Source organism: Aeromonas sp. 1805, from assembly GCF_013085525.1.
Classification (GTDB): domain Bacteria; phylum Pseudomonadota; class Gammaproteobacteria; order Enterobacterales; family Aeromonadaceae; genus Aeromonas; species Aeromonas hydrophila.
The window spans coordinates 2,723,098-2,745,896 of sequence record NZ_CP038515.1 but is presented as its reverse complement, the minus strand read 5'-3'; the positions used below and the strand labels follow the sequence as shown (position 1 = coordinate 2,745,896).

Genomic DNA, 22,799 nt, shown 5'->3' with positions numbered 1-22,799 from the left:
CCAATCCTGTTAGGTTGGCAAATCAGGATTCAATAGTGACCAAGATCACAGTTTGATACCAATATCCAAACCCATCAGCTTCGAGACGTACCAGATATGGAATTCCGTTACCTGCGCTACCTGGTGGCCGTGGCAGACAAACAGAGCTTTACCCGCGCCGCCGAGGCGCTGGGCATGGCCCAGCCGCCGCTCAGCCAGCAGATCCGCAAATTCGAACAGGAGGTGGGCACGCCGCTGTTTCACCGGCTGACCCGCAGTGTGGAGCTGACCGAGGCGGGGCTGAGCCTCTATCAGGATGCCAAGGGGATACTGGCACAGACCGAGCAGGCCATGCAGAAGGCCAGGCGTATCGCTCGTGGCCAGCTGGGCTCGCTGCGCCTCGGCTTTGCCGGCTCCACCGTGCTGCACCCGAGCGTGCTGCAACTCATCCACGACTTTCGCCAGGCCTGGCCGGAGGTCAGCCTGCACCCCATCGAGAACAGCATGCCCAATCTGGTGCGCGATCTGGTGAGCGAAGAGCTGGATGCCGCCATCCTGCGCCTGCCCTGCAGCAGCAGCTCGGCGCTGGCTCACCACCTGATCGATGAGGAGGAGATGCTGATCGCCCTCCCCCCGCACCATCCGCTGACCGGCAGTGGTGCCATTCCCATCGAGGCGCTGGCGCAGGATCCCTTCATCCTGTTCCCTCGCGAGCTCGGGCCCGGGCTGCACGACGCCATCACCCAGCGCTGTCAGCGGGCCGGCTTCAGCCCTCGCCTCGGCAGCCAGAGCCCGCAGGTGATCTCCACCGTCGGCATGGTGCAGGCCGGCTTCGGGGTCGCCATCATCCCGCGCTCGGTCAGCGAGCTGCATCCCCACGGCGTCAGCTATCACCCCATCGCTACCGAGCCGCTCACCACCCGCATCAGCCTCGCCACCCGCCGCCATCCCCGTCAAAAAAGCCTGCAGCATCTGATTGGGCTGATCCCGCACCAGCTTTGAATCAACGTCATGTAGAACTTGATGATAAAGAGGAGAGCTTTAAAGACAAGAGCTATCGGTTTCATGGCTACACCACATCTCTATCAGCTTGGACTTGGCACTCATAATGCTATATTTTGCCGGCTCAATTTGGCTAATCAGCAATTATGTGGAGCTGGAAGCCGGCATGCTGGGAGATTCTCCCGACGCCCTGAACCATCCAATCAGGAACCCCAGAAACGTTATTAAATAGGTGAAAACCAAGATGATATTGATCAATATCTTATAGTAAACACTCTCAACCTCCTCTACCTGAGTTGGATGGAACTCATCATTCAAAAAAACAATAACACTTCCATCTGGATTTTTTTCTATACTCACAACCAAGCCAGAACACGAATATCTTTCTGAAATCTCATCGCCATAAACATAGTGTGAAACACCACTAACAATGATGTCATTATTAATTATCGGGCTGATTACTTTTTTTACTTCTTGTCTTTTAGCAGATGGGGACGTAACCAACTCTGCTGGACCATAAAAGCTTTCATAAATCCTTCTACCTAAAACCCCGGGATCATCAACCACATATTTTGAAATGTATTCAAGAATGAATGCTGGAGATGTGTGAAAATTATATTCAATTTTCCCAGTTACGCGAACGGTGATCGGACAACTCACCTGCTTACCGAGTTTCATATTTACAAGGTATTTATAAAGTTCAGGATAACGCTCTGATAAAGCACCCTCAAAGTCAGACTCGGCACTGTAATCCATACCTATGATATGCTGAGCAGAATTTTTTATACCTTTGATGTCGATCGAACTCTTATCACGAAGACAAACTGTATCATCGGCCCCATTTGCAATGGCTAAAACACCACTTACATGAATAAAGTCTTGTGATGACAAATCGTATAACGTGGAGAAGTTATTGCTATCGACTGCTATTTCCCTATTATATTCTGTAATTCCAGTATGGATTTGGTAAGCAGGTGACTGGTATAGGTTGTGAAGCAAAACAATATGCAAAATCAAAAAAAACAATGCCAAAGCGCAGTTAAATTGACGAGAACCAAAAAGGAGGGATTGGGTACCATCTACATATTCTTTATTATTTATTCGCTCTGGGGAGAAAAATAATTCACGGTGAGTGAGCTGGCAATGGAGTCTATAACACTCCCCTGGCTGCAACTTCTTTGCGGGATCACTGACCATGTATCCATTGATGACTTTCCTTTCGCCAAAAACACTATTAGCTGGCAGGAGCAAGCACTGTCCATCAAGCACAAACAAACGGTGCAATGTTAAGACTATCCATGAATAACCGCCCAATATACCGAGTATTAGGATAGTTAATATTAACAAAGTGGGGATGCTATTTTCGAAAGAGAAAATAAAAGTAAATATTGAAAATATAGGAATGATGATATGTAAGGCTTCAAGATAGACAACATCACATTCTCTGGGCACCCACTGTTTGGACAGTTCCTCTGACTTACGAACTTCAGAAACAAGGAAAGCGCCATCTACACTGACGGCGTAGAGCGCATCTTTATAGATAAGACCCCGGATAACAACACTACGGGATGAACCCTCGCTGTAAGTGGCTGGCAGCCAATAAATAGACTCCACTCTCACGTCACCTACACAGGTATCCTGCCAACGTTGCCGCCATCCTGGCGCCAATTGACGCACGTTATAAAGACCTTCATGTTGATAGATAGTTCTATCGGTAAATCGCCGTTTGTATATCTTTCTCAGCCAAACCAGATCCTCATCAGATAACTCATCAGCAGTTTTACTCCTCACCTTCAATCGAGCAATTGCGTCATCCCTTTCCTTCTGACGCAAAGAGTTATCTGACCACCAACAAAGCAACGTCATGGCCTTGATAAGGCTTATTAAGATGGGTATAAAATAGCTTAACAATGACATCTCCTTGATGTGATGCTTGGAGTAAGAGAAAATAAAATCCTGACATTGACAAAAAAATATATTGCAACTTTAAGAGTCTAAATAGTAAAAACTGAAACATCATGGGATATAAAATATCTTGCCAAGTTATCCTCATCCCATAACTAATCTGCTTCAGGATCTACTGCACCATCTATGCTGGTCATGGCCCGGTCTATAACCTTGAGTCGTTCTCTACTAGAACAAGCGAGCTGGTAGTGATAATTGCAACTTTAGGTATCTTTCCATCTCGCCTTGCGAAGCAGATAGAGCCCACTTAGGCAGAGCAAACCGACTCATGGGGTGAAGGGGTCAACGCCTGAACGGCCTGCGGGGTTATCTCCTCCCCCAGTAACTCACGCACGTCACCCACGGTGAAGATGTTCTGGCCCTGGGCATATTGTTCCGCCAGCAGCTGGTTGCAACGGGTCAACCGCTCGCTCGGTTTGGCCCACTGCTCGGGTGGCAATGGCTCACTCCAGGCTGCCAGCTCGGGATGGGAGGCGAAGTAGCGTTCTGCAAAGCGCTGCTGCAAGCGGCTCTGGATATTGATGCGCAGTATGCCAAAACGGGTGCCGTTCAGTTCCCACCAGAGGCGGCGCAGAGGGGAGAAGGCGCTGCGGGGTATTTTCTGCTCCCGACAGAACTCCTCAATCATGCCGTCAAAGGTGACCGGGGCCGGCTCGTCGATGGCCTCTGGCCCCTCTTCCATATAACGGCGGAGCATCTCCCACTCGCCGGCCCCCACCTCTTTGCTGAGGGTGCCGACGTTCATGCCGGACCAGAAGTGGCCGGGTCGCTCGTCCGAGTTGATACCGAAAAACAGGCTTGCCATGGTCATGACACCACTCACCGAGACGGCTGAGCCCTCTCCCACCATGGCGCACATCTCTTCCCAAGGGAAAATCCGGACTTCGGTGCGCTTGGTACGCTTGTCCCAGCGCGACAGCATCACTTCGCGGCGCTGGCGGTGAAAACGGAACGGGAATACTCGGCGAAGTTGTTGTTGATGCTCCCACAACATTTTTAATGTCAAAAACAAGGCAAAACCGGGCCCCATTCCTAGTAACACAACGGCCCCCAGCAGATTCATCCAGCTAAACTCCATCACCCACTGGTTATGCCCTACCCAGACCTCCTGATAGTTGCCAGCCCAGACGCCAGCCCAGCCCTGTTCATCACTCATCCCATTGTCGGGTGGCCCCCAAAATGCAAAAGAGAAAAGAACGAATCCGAGCACCCAAAACGAATAGAGTATTTGGGTTTGAAAGAGAGAGCCGCCCGCCCCCCCCCCAGCTCGATATAGTGAGGGTGCTTTTTGGTCAGCCAGTCGGTGCGGCGCACCGGTGGCACATTGGTCATCACCGGCAGGGGCTGAATACGGTACGGGCGCCGAAGCGCTCCTGGCGGTGCTGGCCGGCAAAAAATGGCAATGTTGAGTGTTTCATCCGTGCTCTATATCGATGCTGTCAGGTGGGTGGCAGTCACATCCCACCAACGATGGTATCCATTAGGGTGCCAACGCCTGAGCGGCCTGCGGGGTTATCTCCTCCCCCAGCAACTCACGCACGTCACCCACAGTGAAGATGTTCCGGCCCTGGGCATATTGTTCCGCCAGCAGCTGGTTGCAACGGGTCAACCGCTCGCTCGGCTTGGCCCACTGCTCGGGTGGCAATGGCTCACTCCAGACTGCCAGCTCGGGATGAGAGGCGAAGTAGCGTTCTGCAAAGCGCTGCTGCAAGCGGCTCTGGATATTGATGCGCAGTATGCCAAAGCGGGTGCCGTTCAGTTCCCACCAGAGGCGGCGCAAGGGGGAGAAGGCGCTGCGGGGTATCTTCTGCTCCCGGCAAAACTCCTCAATCATACCGTCAAAGGTGACCGGGGCCGGCTCATCGATGACCTCGGGCCCCTCTTCCATATAGCGGCGGATCATCTCCCACTCGCCGGCCCCCACCTCCTTGCTGAGGGTGCCGACGTTCATGCCGGACCAGAAGTGGCCGGGTCGCTCGTCCGAGTTGATACCAAAAAACAGGCTCGCCATGGTCATGACACCACTCACCGACACCGCAGAGCCCTCTCCCACCATGGCGCACATCTCTTCCCAGGGGAAAATCCGGACTTCGGTGCGCTTGGTGTGCTTGTCCCAACGCGACAGCATCACCTCGCGACGCTGGCGGTGAAAGCGAAATGGCAACACCCGGCGCAACTGCTGCTGATGCTCCCATAACAACTTACCTGTAAATAACAGAGCAAATCCTGGGCCCGTAACCAATCCGATAATGGCGCCTAACAAGTTCATCCAGCTAAATTCCATTACCCATTGGTCTGGTCCCACCCAGACCTCCTGATAAAGTCCGGCCCAAACACCAGCCCAGCCATGCCCATTGCTCATGCCATTTCCAGGGGGTCCCCAAAATACAAAAGAGAAAAGAATCAATCCAAGAACCCAGAACAAATACATCAATTGGGTTTGCAAAAGTGAGCTGCCAGCCCCCCCTAGTTCGATATAGTGGGGGAGCTTCTTGGTCAGCCAGTCGGTGCGCCGTACCGGCGGCACATTGGTCATCACCGGCAGGGGGCTGAATACGGTACGAGCGCCGAGGCGTTCCTGGCGGTGCTGGCCAGCGAAAAACGGCAATGGGGAATGTTTCATAGGTCCTCGTTATCGGTTCAGCAGGGGTTGCAACTGGGCCACTATCTTGCCACGGGTCAGGGGGAAGTTGTCATCCTCCTCCAACGCTTCCACCTGGCTCCAGCCCGGCTCATCCCCGGCCAACTTGGCCTCTTCCAGCCCCTGCAACTGCTGCAGATTGAGGGAGAAACGCAGACCCCCCTGCTCCTCAAACAACTTGTTTCCCTCCGCCGTGGTGACCGAGACCACCAGATGCAGCCACGCCATGCGACGTCTGCTGACATCATCCTGGGGCCAGTCGAAGTCGAGTCGGGTATACAACCCTTCCTGAGCAACAGGAGCAGTCTGGCGAAAGTGGTCGGTGAAATCGACCAGCTTTCCCTCGCTCTTTACCAGAACGGCAAGTTTAACCTGCTCGGGAGCTGTCATGGGCAGCAGGATACGCAGCTGAGTCAACACCCGTTGCTGTACCGGCACATCCACGATGGTGCCCACCATCAACCGCTGCTGCGTCTTGGTCTCGGTGTTGTACTTAATCCTCAGGCGCGGGGTCTGCATCACCTCCTGCCACTTGCGCAGTTGCATATCGTACTTCCACTCCTTGTTTGCATGCAGAAATGGCAGCATGCCGCGTTTGCCCCAGCGGGACTCGCTGGCCCAGCGCATCAGCGGGGTCGAGGAGAGGAAGTTGTAAGCCAGCTCGCCACTGAAGATCAGGGCACTGGCCAACCACATATAAGGGTTGAAGCGCACCGCAAAGCGCAGCGTGACGGCGGCGGCCCGCTGCCAGCTGATCTCCCCAGCGATGGCGGCCATGGTCATCCGCCCCCCAGCGAACGCGATTTTGCCGCTGGCATAAGTCTGCAAGCTATCACCACTCAGGGTAATCGCGGAGGCGACCATGGGCTCCCACTCTCCCCGGCGCCAATGGCGAGTTATCTGAGAAATTTGTTTATAGCCATCAAACAGTGCTGATGCGAAACCAAAGCCAGCGACTACCATACTCCCCACCGTAACCATCCGACCGGCCGCCTTTAGGCTGCTCTCTGCCCCCTCGTTAAGCCAGCGACAATAGGCGGCGGTGCGCACCACTTCGATACTGAGGGCCAATGCAGCTCCCACCAACCCCAGAGCTGAAGACCATACATCAAAATTCTGTGCCATAGTGTTCTCGCTCTTATGCGCCAGATCCCCCGCTGTCTTGGCGAAGTTAAACCAGTTGGCCATCAGCACCACCAGACCCAGGCTGCCGCTGAGGGTTGCCCCCCCCAAGGCGGGTCTGGCCGCATTGCCAAACAGCACCTGGTTGCGCAAGGCGGCGCGACTCAAACGTAAATGCTCTTCTATCTCGGTCAGGGTCGCACCGCTGGCCTTGATCACGATATGGGATACGGGGTGTGGCTCGCCGGGACGGGCCACCGGCTGGCTGTGTGCAAACACCTGCTCGCGCAGCGCCGCACTTTCACGCTGCACCGCGGCCCACTCGGCATTGGCGCTAGCTCTAATCTTGCTGTCGGTAGCGGTACTCTTGCTCGCCTTGTTGTATGCAGTGGTGGCAGAGTCAGCCCGTTCGCGCAGCGTCTCCAGCGTACCCAAGGTTTTCTGCTGCCACTGCGTGTAACCAGCATCACTCTGAGTGCCAATATCCAGGGTGACGGCCGCATTCTTCGCCTGACCCAGCAGCATGGCAATAGTGCCGGGTCTGGCATGGCGCAGCAGGCTATCTGCCTGCCCCTGGGCTGCATATATCCGTTCAGCCATTTTTTGCAGCTCGGGGATCGCCAGACGGCCGAGTTCCGACGCCAGCCTGCTCATGGAGCCTTGCAACTGTGCAGGGACGCTGTCTATGAGCTTGAGATGCATGCCCGCCATCTGTGCCTGAAACTCCTTGAGGCCAGCCAGGCCATCGATCAGAGCACTGGTACTGTCCTTCACTCCCAGCGCGTTGTTGATGTCTCCTGCAAGCCCGTCATAGTCTTCAACGGTGGCGATATTGTCGGCGTTGGATACCCAGAGATGGGTGTTCTGCTCACCGAGGGTGGCGAAAAATGCACTGACTTTCTGTCTGTGTTCCGGATCGTCTCCCAGACCGAGCAACCAGTGATATTCCAACTCCAGCCGACGTTTGAACTGCTCCTGTACCTCTTTGTCATAGACGGGAATGGCCGTGTAGGCCGCTGGCAACATGGCAACCCTGTCGGTTTCGAGCTGGAAACAGGTTTCCCGCCAATGGGTGACCTTGGCCTGAGCAGGCCCGTACCAGGCGCGCATGGCCTCCTCATCAATACGCTCCAGGATCCCTCGTGCTATCCGCATGCCCATCCAGCTTTCGCCGTAGAGCAGGTCTTTCTTCTGCTCACCGGCGCGGTCAAACATCGCCTTTAACTCTTGGCTGGAGACGCCTGCTTCCTTTGCCATCACGTCGTTCTTGGCCAGCTCGGAACGATAGGCTTCGAACGTCTTTTTATCGCCAAACGGCGATGCACTGGGACGATTCATCTTCTCCAATGCGGCTTCATAGTCTTGCTTGGCCTTCCAATAGCCGCGATAGCGATTCTCCAACGCGTTGGGATGGGCCTTGCTGTACTCGGCCAACTTTTGATTGTCCGCCGACTGCATCAACAAGAGGTCATCGCTCATTTCAATCAGTTGGAGCAACTGAGCGGCAGCAAAGTAATCCGCCCGGTTATAACCTTCGGCCATCCACAGCTCTTCTTGCTCCACCATCGCCTGATAGGCGCTGGCCAACTCTGTCATCAGACCGATCGGATCCTCCAGCAGCAGGATGGCGGCCTCCCCCTGGTAAGCAGGCAGTATTTTGCTGGTCAATACGCTAGCACTTTGCGTTTTTGGCATTTGGGTCAACCAACACCACTGATCGGTTTTGGCATGACTGCTTTGCTGCGGATGTGCCTCTGCCAGATGCTTCTCAAGCGGCTCAGATGGCAGCAGATGTCTAGACCCATTTTGACAATCAAAACCGCCCAACTGGCAGGTTTGCATCATCTTTTGACGCAGCTTGGGGGAGCGCAGCAGCTGGCCTTGCAGCTTGGGCGAGATCTTGGTGCGACTGTAAAGCACCTGCACAGAACCGGAACGACTGACCACTATGGTAGAGTCCGATTCCTGATAAACAAACGCCTCCTTGCCTGAGGCGGATGCCAGCCCTTTCTGCTCAAGCTTGGCAACGCCCCCGTTCTCCGCCAATTGATAGGCATGGATGATATCGGGGCGCTTGCTGTGGATCAGATAGAGATAGCTCGTCTCGTCAATCAATCGGATCCCGACGGGGCGGTACTTGATGCTGGCAGCATGGTTGCTGGCTATGGCTGGATGGACCGTTTTCTGTTCAACCAACGCATAACGAACCGGTAATAGTTGAATCTTGTTTTTCTTCAATGGGCAAGTTTTTGTGCTCCCCTGAGCATTGGCACTGCTTGCTGCTGCAGCGTCTTGATTAGCACTCATATCTCAGTTCCCATTCTATGTTGTGTCTCGGCGAGCTCGGCGGCTTGCTCAATTCTCTGTGAGGGGGTGAGTGAAGACGTACGCATGATCAATGCCGTGATGGCCGGATAAGCGTCACTTTCCTTCCAGGCAGTGCCGAGGTAACCCAGTACATTGAAGAAAAACAACAGGTCCCTTGGGCTTTCGAACCCTTTGCCATAGCCCCATTCAGCCCACTCTGCTACCCACTGGCGAGCATCAAGCTGTTCACCCAGACGTTCTGGGAACCATTTCCCCATATGGCGCCAGATATCATTTAGGGTGTTCAACCAGGTTACCTCTCCAAGACGTGTCCACTGGACATCACTCAGACGTAGCAACTTGCCAACTGGCCGTTCCGACGTGGAAACCTTTTTGTTCCACCATTCGGCAGGGGAGTTTGGGCGCAGCAACTTGTGCACAGGGATCCATACCTGCTCAATAGCCTGCCAAAGCCAAGGCTCGTCATCGATCAGTAAGCGAAACATGCCATCGGGTTGAGCCATCTTGAGCAAAATGCAACTACCGTAAGGGCTTTCGACCTCGATCAATTGGCGTAGCCGCTCCGCGAGTGGTAATAACGGGAGCCGCGAGGAAAGGAGATACCCCCACCCCTCTTCTCCGTGGGCATACCAATCGAGCAGTGCTGATGACGCCTCAACCAAGCAGGGAGAGGCTTCTCGCAGGGCATCCCAAGGTGCATAGAGATATATAGGTTGATAGGCAGGGCTATCGGTTACCTCAAACAACTGCCGTTCAAGCTCGGGGATCTGCCCGCCATCGAGCAGCAGATAAAGGTGCTCTCCTTTGGCCAAATCAAACTCGGGCAAAACCATTACTGGCTCTCCCCCTTGGCCAGCTGTTCACAAATTTCACAGACCGGTTCTGCCGATTTCAGCGTTGCGATCTGACGTGCGGGGTCCATGGGAGGCGGTGGCGCCACCACCTCAACCGCTCCGGGCTGGATCGGCATCTGACCACCCCAGCCAGAGCCAGAACCCGGGCTGCCGCCGGAGTTCATCTTGATGGAGCCGCCACTGAGGGTGACGCCACCAGCGTCGAGCTTCACAAAGCTGCCGCCCACCTTGAGGGTCAGCTCGGCACCCGCCTCCATCACGATCTTCATGCCCGCCTTGTGATGAACCTCGCTTCCCGCTTCCACCAGCAGGGATTGCCCCAGCTTCTGGTGCAGGCTGGCATCCACCGTCAGCGAGTAGTCGGCCTTTATCTGGTCGCGCTTCTCACCCTCCACCGTCAGGTGGTCATTGGCCTTGATGCGGGTCACCCGTTCATTGTCGATATCGGTATGCTGGTCGTGCTTGATGTGCCAGGCGGCATCATTTTCGATAAGCACGTTCAGGTCTTTCTGGCCGTGGATATAAATCTCTTCCTGCCCCGCCTGGTCCTCAAAGCGCAGCTCGTTGAAGCCCTCCCCCTGATGGGTTTCGGTGCGCAGCACGGTGCGGGTCTTGTTGGCCGGCAGCTCGTATGGCGGCCGGTTGGTGGCGTGATAGGTGCGACCGGTGACGATGGGCTGGTCGGGGTCCCCTTCCAGAAAGCTCACGATGACCTCGTGGCCGATGCGCGGGATGGCCATCATGCCGTATTGGCCGCCGGCCCACCCTTGGGAGACTCTCACCCAGCAGGAGCTCTGGTCGTTGGAGCTGCCATATCTGTCCCACGGGAATTGCAGCTTCACCCGGCCATGTTCGTCGCAGTAAATCTCCTCACCGTCGGGGCCCACCACCATGGCGATTTGCGGGCCATCCACCATGGGCTTGTGAGGAGCTTCTGGGCTGCCAATGCGCACTCGCCAGATGGTGCTGGCTTTCACCACCCCGAATTCGTTGTGATAGACGGTGGGGCCGCTGCCCCCCCCTCTTCCAACGCCTGTGGCTGCAAGCCGGTGTGCTGGATATGCACAATTTGCCAGTCGGTGTTGAGGCTGCCGTTGGGATGTTCAGTCAGCGAGAAGCTCTGCCCTGGCAGCAAGGCGGCGCAGTTGGACTTAGCTTGGCCCGCCACTGCGTCATTGCGCAGCGCATCCAGCCGATGTTGGGCAAACGCCTTGCCGCTCGGGTCCTGCTTGTAGCGGCCCGGATAGTCGAAGTGCTGGTAGGTATCGCGCTGGTGCTCTAGCTCTGCACCCTGCTTTTTGTGGGAGAGGCCATAAGCCGGGGTCTTGAAGCTGTAGTCTTTGAGCTCCACATCGCTTGGGCGCACCACCTCCCGGTAGTGGAACTGCCGGACATAGGGACCTTGTTCCAGCGAGCGGTTGCCGAGATTGAAGAAGAGCTGGGGGCCGGCGGTCAGGGCGGCTGCGTCGTCAGCAAACACGATGCGGTGTTTGCCCGCTTCAAACTCGTGGAAATAGAACATCCCCTCTTCGGCGGCGAGGCGGTTCACGAAATCGAGGTCGGTTTCCCGGTACTGAACGCAGTACTCCCGCTTGGCATGCTCGTTTTTCAGGGCAAACGCATAGTCGGTGATGCCATGCTCTTGCAACAGGATGGAGAGGATTTCATCGGGCTTTTGCGCCTGGAAGATGCGGCAGTTTTGGCGCAAAGAGAGTCGCCACAGGGCCGGCTGCACCATGAGCTGATAGCGGGTGCGGCGAAAGCCGCTGTCACCCTGCGCGAAGTCACTCACCACCCCGCAGACCCGGCGCTGCAGCTCGCCGTTGTACCACACCAGCAGCTCGCACGGCTGGTCCAGCACGGCGCCAAAGTCGATGTCGGGCTGGGCACTCGCCAGCTCCAGGCGCAGGTTGAACGGCCGGTTCAGCGCTTCATCCAGCGCAAACTCGGCCACAACGAAGGTGCTCTCGGGCAGAGCACCCACCTTGACGGTAAATTGTAATCCTGTGCTGTCTGCCATGAAGTGCTCCTTAACCTGCCTGTCCGCTGCCTGAGCCAATCACCACGCCGCCACAGCCGACGGCGGTACCGGTCACGGCAATGAGTTGGCCGCCACACCGCAAAGTACGCTGGCGACCAGAGGTGCTGTGCGGACGGAGGGGATTGTCGGGTTTATCGTAAGGGGCCAGCGGCTCATCCTGCCGGGACGCCAATTTGCCACCGAGGGAACGCCCAGAGCTGACTGAAATCACGAGAGATGGGAAAAGCCCATCGCGATCGATGAGCACGTCACCGGACGATGCAATGGTGGAACACATGACGACTGGCCTCTGTTGTGCTTTGCAATAAGGTCGCCTCGCAGCCATATGGCAAAACACAAAAGCTCCGACCGCATCCAGCTGAACAGGTCGGAGAAAGCTTGCACGGGCCTGACGACAGCTGACACTGCCATCGTCAGGCCATAGGGTGCACTACAAGGAATAACGGCAATAAGAGATCGAGCGTTAGGCCTCGATCGGCGCGCGCCAGTCGTCTGCACCGGAAGTACCGGCAACGGTGTGCTCCCAGTTGATCTTGCGATAGGCCAGAGAGACCTGGATCAGCTGGGTGAAGTCAGACTTCGCCGGATCCTGGCAGTGCGGCATCTGGCAGTCGATGTCGACGATGGTGGCATCGGTCAGCACGGTAGAGAAGAAGTGCTCCTGCTTGCCCTCGACGGAGGTGCGGTACCACTTCAGGGTCACTTTCGGCAGCATTTCGCCGGAGGCCAAGGAGTTGTACATCAGCGGTACGGCCTTGTTCAGTGCAACGGTGAACTTGAACGGCTTGTGGACACGCTGACCAGCAGGCTGACCAGATTGCGGATCGGTCGGTACGGTCACGACGTGCTGGAACTCTTGCACCAGCATCTCGTCTTCGTGACCTTGCACGAAAATATTGCCGACGGAATCGGAAGTGAAGGCACCAGCGGTGATATTGCCCTGGGTTTTACCTTCGATGCTGATATAACATGGAGTTGGCATGTGTATGCTCCTGATTGGTTGAACGGTAATGACACTCGACCGAACCAGTTAGCAGCGACCATGCCACTCTTTTTTATAGTTATTTTTCAAAGGATTAAGTAAAAGGCAAGCCGTCCTACCGGATACATGGCGCAAAAAGTTGCAACCAACAGACTATTGCACCATTAGTTCTTGCACTCGCAGTGGAACATCTCGCTACCTACGCAACAAATTGCTTGCGACAAACATAATCACTGCTTTTCATCCACATTGGCAACCAACGCCATCTCCACGTTCAACCTGACCATCCCCTGCTTCAATGCCCAGGAAATGGCCTGGCTCTTGGTGCTGGCACCCAGCTTGCTGACCACATTGTTCAGATGAAACGTCACGGTACGGGGAGTGATCCCCAGGATCTGGGCAATATCGCTCACCTGCTTGCCCTCCGCCGCCCAGCGACACACCTCCAGCTCCCGCAAACTCAGCGCATCGTGCGGTGACAGAGCCGCCAGACAGACCCGGGCCACCGCCTCGAAAATATGCATGGAGAGCCAGCTGATAAAGGGCACCGCAGAGAGCCATTGCTGTTGGGTGCGAGGCGTACAGGTAATAAAGGAAAGCAGGCCGACATGACCATTGGCACCGTGCCAGGGCAGGGTGATGCCGTCACAAATGCCGTATTCGCTGGCCAGCTGCATCATCTCCCGGCCCTGCTCATCGCAACGCGCCTCATCGTTCACCACATCGGCCCACAGAATGGGGGTGCTTCTGGTCATGGCACACTTGACGATGGGGTCGATGGCAAAGAAGCCGCTGCTGGTGTAGGTATCCACCCAGGCCTGCGGGCAGCCGTTGAAGATGATGACGTCCGGGCGCTGGATGGTACTGGGGAAGATCAGGGCCAGGCGAAAATAGTCGAATCCCATGCGACCGCTAAGCTCGCGCAGCAGGGTCACTATGGTGCGCTCGTCAGCGGCCGTCTCGAACTGGCCGATGAGATCCAGCGCGTGCAGGGTATTCATCTCTGGGGTATGAGGATTGTGCACAAGGTAGGCTAGCCAAACATGGAAACATGCTGAATGTTAACAAGCGTCAACAGATGGCACACTCAGGCACATAGGAAAATCAGAACTCTCCCACACTTTATGCTATCAAATCGTAATTTTTGTAATGAAATGCTACAGAAAACCTCAAGCGTTCCACCAGCGACCAGTCGTGACCCTACGGATGTTAAGCATTGCAACATTGGTCATGGATCTCCCCTTCACCGGCGGCCAACAACCCTCTGCTTCTTCCTGCATCACGCAACAGAAGGTCTCCAAGTCGTGGCTGAGGAGCCCGCGAGACGAGCTCCCCACCGACCTGCACAAATATCAGGGCCGAAGGAGATGATCGATACGCTTGGTTGTCCGGTGATGGGCTGACTATGAACACTGAGCAAAACAGGCGGGAAAACAGCGAGCCTTAGCCAAGCGTCGGAATATACGTGATAAAGATGGCTTGCCCGACCACAGTCAGAATGAAAGCGAGGATTTGAATAGCAAAAAGGCCATCCTTTCGGATGGCCTTTTTGGCTGAATAAATGGCGGAGGAGGTGCCCGCCGCAATAAAGTCTAACCAATACCAAGCCAGTCCAGTAAGTCACTTCATATCAGCACCTTACTTAATCACTTTGTCCAATCCATCCCAATCACATGTTACCACTGCGCATGCTTGGTGGCATACTGCGTGGCATATTCAATTCTCAAGGAGGTTACCTGATGGCAATCCTCACCGATACCAAAGCTCGTAGCATCAAGCCGGAAGATAAACCCCTTGCTCACGGTGGCGTTACAGGCTTGACGCTACACCCTTCTACAGCCAAGGGCAGAGGCAAGTGGGTATTCCGCTATGTCAGCCCACTGACAAAGAAACGGCGGAATGCTGGCCTCGGGACTTACCCCGAGATCACCATCGCTGATGCAGCTCGAGACGCACAGGTCATGCGGGAACAGCTGGCGAACAATCTAGATCCGCTAGAGGTCCGGCTGCAGGAGCAGAACAAGCCGAAAATCCCGACGTTGGAAGCATCTGCCAGATTGGTCTACGAAAGCTTGCTACCAGGTTGGAAGAACCCCAAACACGGTAAGCAATGGATCACCACATTGGAGCAATATGCCTTTCCTACCATTGGTGCTATCTCCATTGATGCGATAACCCCAGCTCATATAGCTTCAGTCCTGCAACCGATATGGCTGACGATCCCAGAAACGGCAAGCCGTGTTAAACAGCGTCTACACGCGGTCATGGCTTGGGCATGGGCTCATGGCTATACCTCCGCAAACCCAGTAGATGTGGTGGGTCACTTACTACCGGCCCAACCCAGCAAATCAGTGAGGGTTGAACACCAGCCCGCGATGCCTTGGCGTGATATCCCCGCCTTTGTGCAAAAGCACTTGAGAACAGCGCAATAGTACGATGTAACCCGCTCAATGCTGGAGTTCTTGATCCTGACTGCTTGCCGTTCAGGTGAAGTCAGAGCTATGAAGTGGTCAGAAGTAGACTTGGAAGCAAGGGTCTGGACCCTACCGGCCGAGCGTATGAAAGCCAAACAACAACATCGTGTTCCGTTATCTCTTCGCGCCGTCGAAATCCTAAAGGGGTTAAGGGGATTACATGACGAGTTGGTATTCCCTTCTCCCAGAGATCAGGTACCGCTCTCGGACACTGTGCTGACGATGTTTCTGAGAAGAGCTAAAGCGGATAGTTGTACTCCTGGCCGAATGGCAACTGCTCATGGTTTTCGTTCCAGCTTTCGGGACTGGTGCAGCGAGCAAGGCTATGCGCGAGATCTCGCTGAACGAGCGTTAGCTCACACAGTGCAGAACAAGGTAGAAGCTGCATACCACCGTACTGATTTGCTCGATCAGCGGCGGCCAATGATGGATGCTTGGGCTCAGTTTGTGGCAGGTGATTTGCCGATTGAATAAGAAGGAAGCGGCCCTAATGGGCCGCTTCCTTCTATGTTCTTTTTTTTAGCTTTTCTTAACCTTTGATGACATCTTGCTAAACCAGTGCTCAGAGAGTTTCTGCGCTTGTTTGACTTCCGGCTTGGTCATCGTGGCTTCTAGCTCATCACGGGCCTGTACAGCCTCAGGCATCCCTTCTGTCGCTGCCAGTGACAGCCAAGCATAGGCATGAACTCGGTTACGCGGGGCCCCCAAGCCTTCCTCTCGCAGTGTTCCCATGCGGTATTGGGCCTGGCGATCACCTTGCTGGGCCGCTAGGCGATACTGTTTGAGTGCCTGTGCGTAATCCTCTTTGCCACCCTGTCCCAGACGCAGCATTTCACCGTAGGTGTACTGCGCGAGAATGTGCCCTTGTTGGGCTGCCTTGGCATAACTGGCTCTGGCCTGCTCCAGTTCCCCTTGCTTATGCTGTAGCTCCGCCAGCTCGAACAATGCCTTGGGTATACCACCGTTAGCAGCCTTCTCTAACCAGTAGACATGCTGCTTCTGGTCTACCTGCTGCAAGCTCAGTTGGTACTCGGCTTCGTGGGAGCCGTGTCCGGCAGCCAGCTCCAGCCAATAGCGCCCCAAAGCCGGGTCTGTCGGGATCTGTTCCCCCGCCAGATAAGCCATCCCTAGCCAGAGTTCGGCCTCAGCAGAGCCCGCAGCGGCGGCGTGCTGATAAGCTACGAAAGCGTTGGCTGGTGCCATCTGTTTGGCTTGCTGTAGCAAAGCGTCCGGTTGCTGCTGGGCGGCGGCTCTATCGTTCCAGCGCTGAGCGAGATCGGGGCGTTTGACTACCCCTTTACCTTGCGCATATCGCTCACCTAGCCGGTACTGGGCATCACGGTTACCCAGCTCTGCGGACCGTTCAAGCCACTTGACGGCATCCGTATCTACCCCCGGTTGGGTGCTGTACCACCGGGCCAGGATCAACTGAGCTTCAGCATGATCCTGCTTAGCAGCCTGCTCGAACCAATCGAGACATTCACTCACCAGCTTGCCTTGATGCTGCTCCTGACACATCAGCCCCAGCCGATAGCTGGCATGGGTGTTACCAAGCTGCGCAGAACGTTTCCACCACTGGGTAGCGAGCGCCGGATTTTTGGGCTCCCCGAGCCCGGCCTGATACCAGTCGCCCACTTGCCAGGCGGCGCTGGCGCGGCTCTTCTGGTCGGCGGCAAGGGTTCCAGATTGTTCCGACGCTTGCTGCATCCAGTGCATGGCGTTGGGGTAATCGGGTTGGCTGGCCAGACGTTTGGCGAGCTCATATTGGGCACGGCCATCCCCCTGCTTTGCGGCTTGTGATAACTCGGCGTCAGTGAGTGACGCCGTGGAAGTACAGGCTGCAAGCATGCTAGCTGCCAGTGCCAACCATAAGGCTCGGTGTGTCATGAGAAAATTCTTCGCAGAGTGAAAATATATTGGATTAAGAGCTGCCAACTTACGGGATGTCTAATCATCCTTCTGCGCAACGGGATGGCAAACATAAAGCTGGGCTTTAGGGCCTCCAGCACCCGGCCACAAGCATAGAGCAATAACCCTCAGAGCCCGCGCTCAGATAATTCTTTTAAATAACTATATACTTTTCTTTTGTAAAACCTACAGGCCAATGGCCAGAATAATAAATATCAGTAATTCTTTCCCAACGGCCCCCAAGAGAAAAATACCTCTCAGTAATAAGCTGTCTAAACGCAAAACAAATCGCATTTTTTGCCGAAACACTAAAATCGTGCGGAGAAGAAATAAATCTACCTTTATCAAGTTCTCTTGTTGCAACTATGATGCATTTATTTATCTCCTTGCGCAATTCGATAAGTTCTTTGGGGCTAACTTGTTTTTCATAAAATGGATCATTTTGAGTGGGTGATGTTGGAAGCCACTCAGTTTCTTTATATAACCCTTTAAAATCATCACCCGATGGTTCAATAAATACCTTCCTTACACTTCCAATTAAAATCACATCACTTTCATGGATGTTATCAACACCCATTTTTTCGAAAAAACTAGCACTTTTTATTTTCTTTATCTCTTCATTTATATCAACCATATGGCAACCTTAAATCTGTTATCGTTCCAGGGGGTAAAGCTTTGCGCCCTTGTTGAATCGTTGTGCGAAGTGTTCCTCCGGCAGCATGAGGACCAGGTACTCCGGGCAGTGAATGATTAGGTAATGCTCCATTAGTTGGCATTAAATTCCACCATTTATTTGCACCACCACTTTCCAATGGAATTATATGATGTGGCGTGGCTCCTGTCGGCCATGACACCCCCATGTTAGACTCCCATTGCTTCATTAAATAACTTTGGCTTCTCACAAATTCTTTCCTAGCCATTTGGTTTTGGAAAGCAGTACGTCGCTGGATTACTGGGAGATTATTCCTTAAAATATTAGCCTGCTTTGATGTTATAGCACCACCCGACGAAGCCACTTTATTTGCATCTTTTATAATATCATCAAGTACGGAGCATTTCGATAACCCAAATGGATCAATCCCCCCTAGCGGATTAGGCACATACCCATAGTTATTCTCCCCACCCAGTACCCCTATCGGGTCGGGGGAGATATAACAAGCACCTTGCGGGTCGTAGTACCGAAAACGGTTATAGCAGAGTCCGCTTTCATCGTCACGCAGTTGGCCTGCGAATGCCAGACCGGGGTCACGGATATCAGCATGATTGCTTAATCGGTGGCCCCACAGACTGGTTTTTGTCGGCTGCCAGTGCAGTTCCCCTTGCGGGTTATAGAGCCCCAGCAGTTCGCCATTTTGCTGGCTGACTGCAAAGTCAGTTTGCCAGCTTTCAGTAGCGGCTTGCAGGCCTTGCTCGATGTAGGCCGTTTGTGCATAAGCTTGGAGGCCAGGTTGTGCTTGTATCTGCTGACGCTGCTGCACCAGCAATTCCCAACCCCGCCAGACCCAGTGACGGCGGGCCTGTAACTGCCCTTGCTTGAAATGACGGACTTCGGCTATCTGGTCACCATCCCACAGGTAACGCACCTCTTCGCCCGTCTGCTCACAGCGCTTGCTGATGCGCCGACCAAACGGGTCGTAGCGATAAAACCAGCTAGAGCCTTCGGGGGTAGTGACCACCCTGAGCTGGTTACGACTGTCCCAGCGGTAGTGCCACTGCTCTGGCCGAAAACCCGGACGCAGCTGGCGTTTGCTGATAAGCCGGCCCGCCTTGTCATAGTCGTAGTGGGTATCACCGCGCTGACTGACCCGCCCTTGCTGCCACCGGGTGTGTTCGCCGTCGGTCAATGGCAACCCCTGACGGGTGTAACTAAATTGCGCCTCCCGCTGGCGGCCAGCGTTGGGATGCTGACTGAGGGACTCCAGCACCCGACCACAAGCATCGAGTCGATAGCCCTGCGCCTCGCGTCCACGCCGTTCGCAAATCAGGTTGCCAGCACGGTCGTAACCGTACTCGCGGGTGAGCCCCGCCAGCAAGCGCCCTTCTTGCAGTTGACCACTTTGGGCGCGGGTAAGCTGGCCCAGTACGTCATACTCTTGCTTCAGACCAAAAGCTCCGCCCTGACGCTGCGCCTCACGGCCAGCCAGGTCGTGCCCCAGGGTCAGTTCTGCCCCATCTGGCAAGCCAACATGGGTCAGTTCGCCGACGTTGTTGACGGTAAAGGAGGTGGTCAGTGGGGCCGGTTCGTCCTCCTTATCCCCTTCGTGTCCCTCAGGCCAGCTCAGGGTTCGAGTCAGGGTGTGGGCCTGCTCATCATAGCTGCGGCTGAGGGTGGCGCCGTTTTGTATCTCCAACACCACCCGGTCGCGGGAGTCATATTCAAAACGTAGATGGCTGGTGTTGGATGACACTTCCAGCAGTCTGCCTGCCCCGTCGTAGTGATAATGAATGGTGTCATCGTCACTGATTTCGCGTAGCAGCAAACCCCGGCCATCAAACAGGAAGTGGCGAGCCTGACCTTCGCCATTGCGGACTTCGATGCAGTGACCATCTTCGTCATAGCCATAGTGAGTGACGGTGCCCGCCATATCCTGCTCGCGCACCACCCGGCCATCATTATCGAGCCACCACTGCCACACCTGCTGGTCGGGCCCGGTGACCTTTATTAGCTGCTGGGTATCGCGGTCGTATTGATAGTGCCAACTGCGGCCACTGGCATCAGTGCGCTCAAGCAGCAGGTCGAAGGCACCAAAGCGTTGGTGCCAGTGCTGGCCATTGCCATCGACATAGTCGGTCAGGTTTTTGTGGCGATCGTAATGGCGTTGCTCTTCTACCTCATCGGGCCGTTTGAGCTGCTCTGGCAGTTGCCAGCTGGGGCGACGATAGCCTAACTGATAGCGGGCACCGTCGGCCCGTTGCCATTGCGCAACCCGGTCCTGACCATCGTAGCGCCACTGCTCGGTACGTCCCTCGGCATCCGTCTGGCTCAACAGGCGCTGGCGCTGGTCATACTGCAGGCGTGCCTGCACCTTGCCACTTTGGTCGCTCACCGCCGTCAGCAGCCCATAACGGTTCCAGCTAAAATGCACTTCGCTGGCATCCGGCCCCGTCAGTTTGTCCGGATTACCCGTTTCATCGAAACGCCACTGCCAAGTGCGTTCCAGCGGATCTGTCACTGCGCACAGCCGCAGCTGTTCATCATACTCGTAGTGCCAGGCGTGGCCGCTGCCGTCGACAAAGCGGGTCACCAACCCGGTGTCATCCAGGTATTCAAACTCGACCACCCGCCCGGCAGGGGAAATCTCCCGCAGCAGGTTACCAAATTCGTCGTAGTCAAAGCGGGTCACATGACCAAGGGGGGAACGGATCGCGCTCACCAGGTCAAGCTCGTTAAGCTCATACTCGTGGCGACCCATCCCGTCGGTCATGACTACCTTGCCTGGCTGATAGTCAAAGCGTGCGGTGAGCATGCCATCGGCGCAGGTGGTGTAGACACAGCGCCCTTGCACGTCATATTCATAACGTGCCCAGGTCTGGTCGTTATCATGCCAACGCGTCAGTCGCCCCTGGTCATCGTATTCGTAAAACAGGTGGTAGTGATGGCTGGCATCCGCTTCGACTAATTGACCAGCGCGGTTTTGGGTGTAGTGGGCCAAGCGTGTCTTCTGGCCGCCATCTACCCGGATAATCTGCTGCAGATAGTCATCTTGCCACGCCAGCGCGAGCTCGATGCCATCGCTGTGGCGCACCCGGCAAAGTTTGCCTGCCTGGTCGCGTACCAAGGTAATGCGATTGTCATGACGGTCTGACAGTGCGCCGAGCCAATACCGGTCGCCCTGCGAATGGATAAAGTGACGGGTCTGCTGACTGTCCCGGTCCCACAGCAACATGCTGCCATCGGTGTGGCGAGTCAGGGTAAATTGGGGGTAGTGGGGGCAATAGACGCAGGTCACATCTTGATGGAAAGTGAAATCAATGTCATAGCCCTGTGCCAGGGTGATGTTCACCAGGGTATTGAGCCCCTGACGGGTGACGCTGGCCACTTCGCTCCAGCTGTCATGCCACCCCTTACCGAGCAGCCCCGTATGGTCGGATGCGGTGCGGTAGGTGCGCTCAAAGCGCAGCGGCAAGGTTTGCCCCAACTCTATATCCAGCCGGGATTCGATGACTTCACCACTGGGGATATAGACGGGGTCTTTAAGAAAACCCTTGGCGGCTTCCTTGAAACGTGCCAGCCCTTTGTTATTTTTGAACCCCTGGCTCATGCAGCGAAGCGCAGTCCGCTTGAACTGGCGCACCGCCACTTTGGCCCCAACCAATGCTCCCCGCAATACTGCGCGCGGTCCCTTGGTAAAGAGTTTGCCTATCCCTTTGAACATGCCACGACTGGGCGGCACCAGGAACTCGACCGCAATCAGCAGCCCCTTCTCCCACCAACTGAACTCATCTGCTATGTCGGCATAGGTTCCCTGGCCTGAGCCAAAGAACACGGTGGAAGCCCCCTCCTTGATAGTGGCGCCACAGGCGGTCTGGTCATCCACTCGCGCGGCCGGGCTGTCGTTGACAAAAACAGACTCACTACCTTGCGCAATGATGGGCGGAACCGAATGCTTGGTACACGCGACGGTATCAACCAACGCACGGGAGACCGGTTGTCCTTCGACAAACACATTGGCCGAGCCAGTCGCAACCGGACCAAAGGACGGGGACGCACTATCAACCATGCCAGACACACTTCCTGACACCTTGGCGATAAGGTCCCCCGCCCCTATCGTGGCAGCAATGCCCAGGCCAAGCTTGGCGACCCCCACCACCAACGCCAGCCCCATTCCGCCAGTCACCCCCGTCAATGCGACGGCTGCCGTTACTACCGCAGCAGCCACAGCAAAGACTGCAGCCGCCACCAGGGCACCGGCTATCGCCCCCGCCAAGGCCCCCAAGAAACTCTTGTGCTTAATCATTTTTCCAGGAGAGGTGGGCGGCTTGCCCTCACCTGGTTTGGGTCTATCAGCGGGGGGTGAGGGGCGGTTTCCCGCATGCATCGCACCCACTCGCGCTACCCGCGTTAAGATATCGCCAAGCATGCCCCCCCCTTAGCCAGCAGCTTTAAAGGTGGCAATCACGTCAAGCAAGGCTTGTTTCTGTTCATCTTGCAGAGTGCCGGCTGCCGTGATGGTAAAGGTCAGCAGCAACGCCCCTCTCACCTGCATCACCACCACCTGGTGCATCGGCCCCTCGGTCGAGCGCCAGGTGTACTCGATGGCTGGAGCGGCTTGCCCATCCAGCTGCACCTCCCAACTCGCCAATTCCTGATAACCCTTGAGGTGAGCCGCAAATTGCGAAAGCGTCTGTTGATAGACGGTCTCTGGCGCCAATCCAAACTCGAATGGTGAACGATTGACCACTAGATTGACGGTATCGCCCGGCAATACAAACACATGGAGGGACTCATCGCGCCATTGCTGTGGTATCAACAGCGCACCTTCATTCATCTGATACATGTCAC

The 22,799-nt window shown here is 55.4% G+C and carries 15 protein-coding genes and 1 pseudogene; 3 read left to right on the top strand and 13 right to left on the bottom strand.

The genetic code is table 11. The features are described 5' to 3' along the window. Nucleotides 1-96 precede the first annotated feature (96 nt). Nucleotides 97-981 carry a LysR family transcriptional regulator gene (locus E5E96_RS12985; protein ID WP_171282335.1) on the top strand — a complete coding sequence of 295 codons (885 nt, stop codon included), beginning with the start codon at nucleotides 97-99 and terminating at the stop codon, nucleotides 979-981. A 144-nt stretch (nucleotides 982-1,125) separates the two neighbouring features. Here the strand turns inward: E5E96_RS12985 and E5E96_RS12980 are convergent, their stop codons facing one another. From E5E96_RS12980 to E5E96_RS12945, 9 genes and pseudogenes are all read right to left on the bottom strand, one after another. Then, nucleotides 1,126-2,892: a hypothetical protein gene (locus E5E96_RS12980; protein ID WP_171281268.1), complete on the bottom strand. Its 1,767-nt coding sequence runs from the start codon at nucleotides 2,890-2,892 to the stop codon at nucleotides 1,126-1,128. 301 nt (nucleotides 2,893-3,193) lie between these two features. Further along, nucleotides 3,194-4,102 carry a hypothetical protein gene (locus tag E5E96_RS12975; RefSeq protein ID WP_253264637.1) on the bottom strand — a complete coding sequence of 303 codons (909 nt, stop codon included), beginning with the start codon at nucleotides 4,100-4,102 and terminating at the stop codon, nucleotides 3,194-3,196. Nucleotides 4,103-4,426: 324 nt separating this feature from the next. Next, nucleotides 4,427-5,146, bottom strand: a complete 720-nt coding sequence (locus E5E96_RS22575) for a hypothetical protein (RefSeq protein ID WP_253264636.1) — start codon at nucleotides 5,144-5,146, stop codon at nucleotides 4,427-4,429. Between the two features lie 432 nt (nucleotides 5,147-5,578). Continuing rightward, complete coding sequence (locus tag E5E96_RS12965; protein WP_253264635.1) at nucleotides 5,579-9,016, bottom strand: toxin VasX; 3,438 nt, start codon at nucleotides 9,014-9,016, stop codon at nucleotides 5,579-5,581. Further along, nucleotides 9,013-9,870 carry a DUF4123 domain-containing protein gene (locus E5E96_RS12960; RefSeq protein ID WP_171282333.1) on the bottom strand — a complete coding sequence of 286 codons (858 nt, stop codon included), beginning with the start codon at nucleotides 9,868-9,870 and terminating at the stop codon, nucleotides 9,013-9,015. Before E5E96_RS12960 ends, E5E96_RS12965 begins: the two co-directional genes overlap by 4 nt. Further along, a pseudogene (locus E5E96_RS12955) lies at nucleotides 9,870-11,911 on the bottom strand (type VI secretion system tip protein VgrG). Before E5E96_RS12955 ends, E5E96_RS12960 begins: the two are co-directional and overlap by 1 nt. Before the next feature lie 10 nt (nucleotides 11,912-11,921). Next, entirely contained in the window at nucleotides 11,922-12,209 is a 288-nt protein-coding gene (locus E5E96_RS22570; RefSeq protein WP_253264634.1) for a hypothetical protein, read from the bottom strand. Between the two features lie 186 nt (nucleotides 12,210-12,395). Further along, complete coding sequence (gene hcp1 / locus E5E96_RS12950) at nucleotides 12,396-12,914, bottom strand: type VI secretion system effector Hcp1 (RefSeq protein ID WP_011705044.1); 519 nt, start codon at nucleotides 12,912-12,914, stop codon at nucleotides 12,396-12,398. A gap of 230 nt (nucleotides 12,915-13,144) precedes the next feature. Next, a complete protein-coding gene (locus E5E96_RS12945) occupies nucleotides 13,145-13,915 on the bottom strand; it encodes a LuxR family transcriptional regulator (protein WP_171282332.1) in 771 nt (256 codons plus the stop codon). A gap of 738 nt (nucleotides 13,916-14,653) precedes the next feature. Here E5E96_RS12945 and E5E96_RS22565 point away from each other — a divergent pair. After that, nucleotides 14,654-15,346, top strand: a complete 693-nt coding sequence (locus E5E96_RS22565) for an integrase arm-type DNA-binding domain-containing protein (RefSeq protein ID WP_253264633.1) — start codon at nucleotides 14,654-14,656, stop codon at nucleotides 15,344-15,346. An 18-nt stretch (nucleotides 15,347-15,364) separates the two neighbouring features. Next, nucleotides 15,365-15,862, top strand: a complete 498-nt coding sequence (locus tag E5E96_RS22560; RefSeq protein ID WP_301271270.1) for a site-specific integrase — start codon at nucleotides 15,365-15,367, stop codon at nucleotides 15,860-15,862. A gap of 45 nt (nucleotides 15,863-15,907) precedes the next feature. On the opposite strand, the gene E5E96_RS12935 is transcribed toward E5E96_RS22560, so the two are convergent. The 4 genes from E5E96_RS12935 to E5E96_RS12920 form a co-directional block, all read right to left on the bottom strand. Then, nucleotides 15,908-17,275 carry a tetratricopeptide repeat protein gene (locus E5E96_RS12935; protein ID WP_171282331.1) on the bottom strand — a complete coding sequence of 456 codons (1,368 nt, stop codon included), beginning with the start codon at nucleotides 17,273-17,275 and terminating at the stop codon, nucleotides 15,908-15,910. 175 nt (nucleotides 17,276-17,450) lie between these two features. Then, nucleotides 17,451-17,930: a hypothetical protein gene (locus tag E5E96_RS12930; protein ID WP_171282330.1), complete on the bottom strand. Its 480-nt coding sequence runs from the start codon at nucleotides 17,928-17,930 to the stop codon at nucleotides 17,451-17,453. Then, entirely contained in the window at nucleotides 17,923-22,254 is a 4,332-nt protein-coding gene (locus tag E5E96_RS12925; protein ID WP_253264631.1) for an RHS repeat-associated core domain-containing protein, read from the bottom strand. Before E5E96_RS12925 ends, E5E96_RS12930 begins: the two co-directional genes overlap by 8 nt. 132 nt (nucleotides 22,255-22,386) lie before the next feature. Beyond that, a complete protein-coding gene (locus E5E96_RS12920) occupies nucleotides 22,387-22,794 on the bottom strand; it encodes a DUF1795 domain-containing protein (RefSeq protein ID WP_171282329.1) in 408 nt (135 codons plus the stop codon). Nucleotides 22,795-22,799 lie beyond the last annotated feature (5 nt).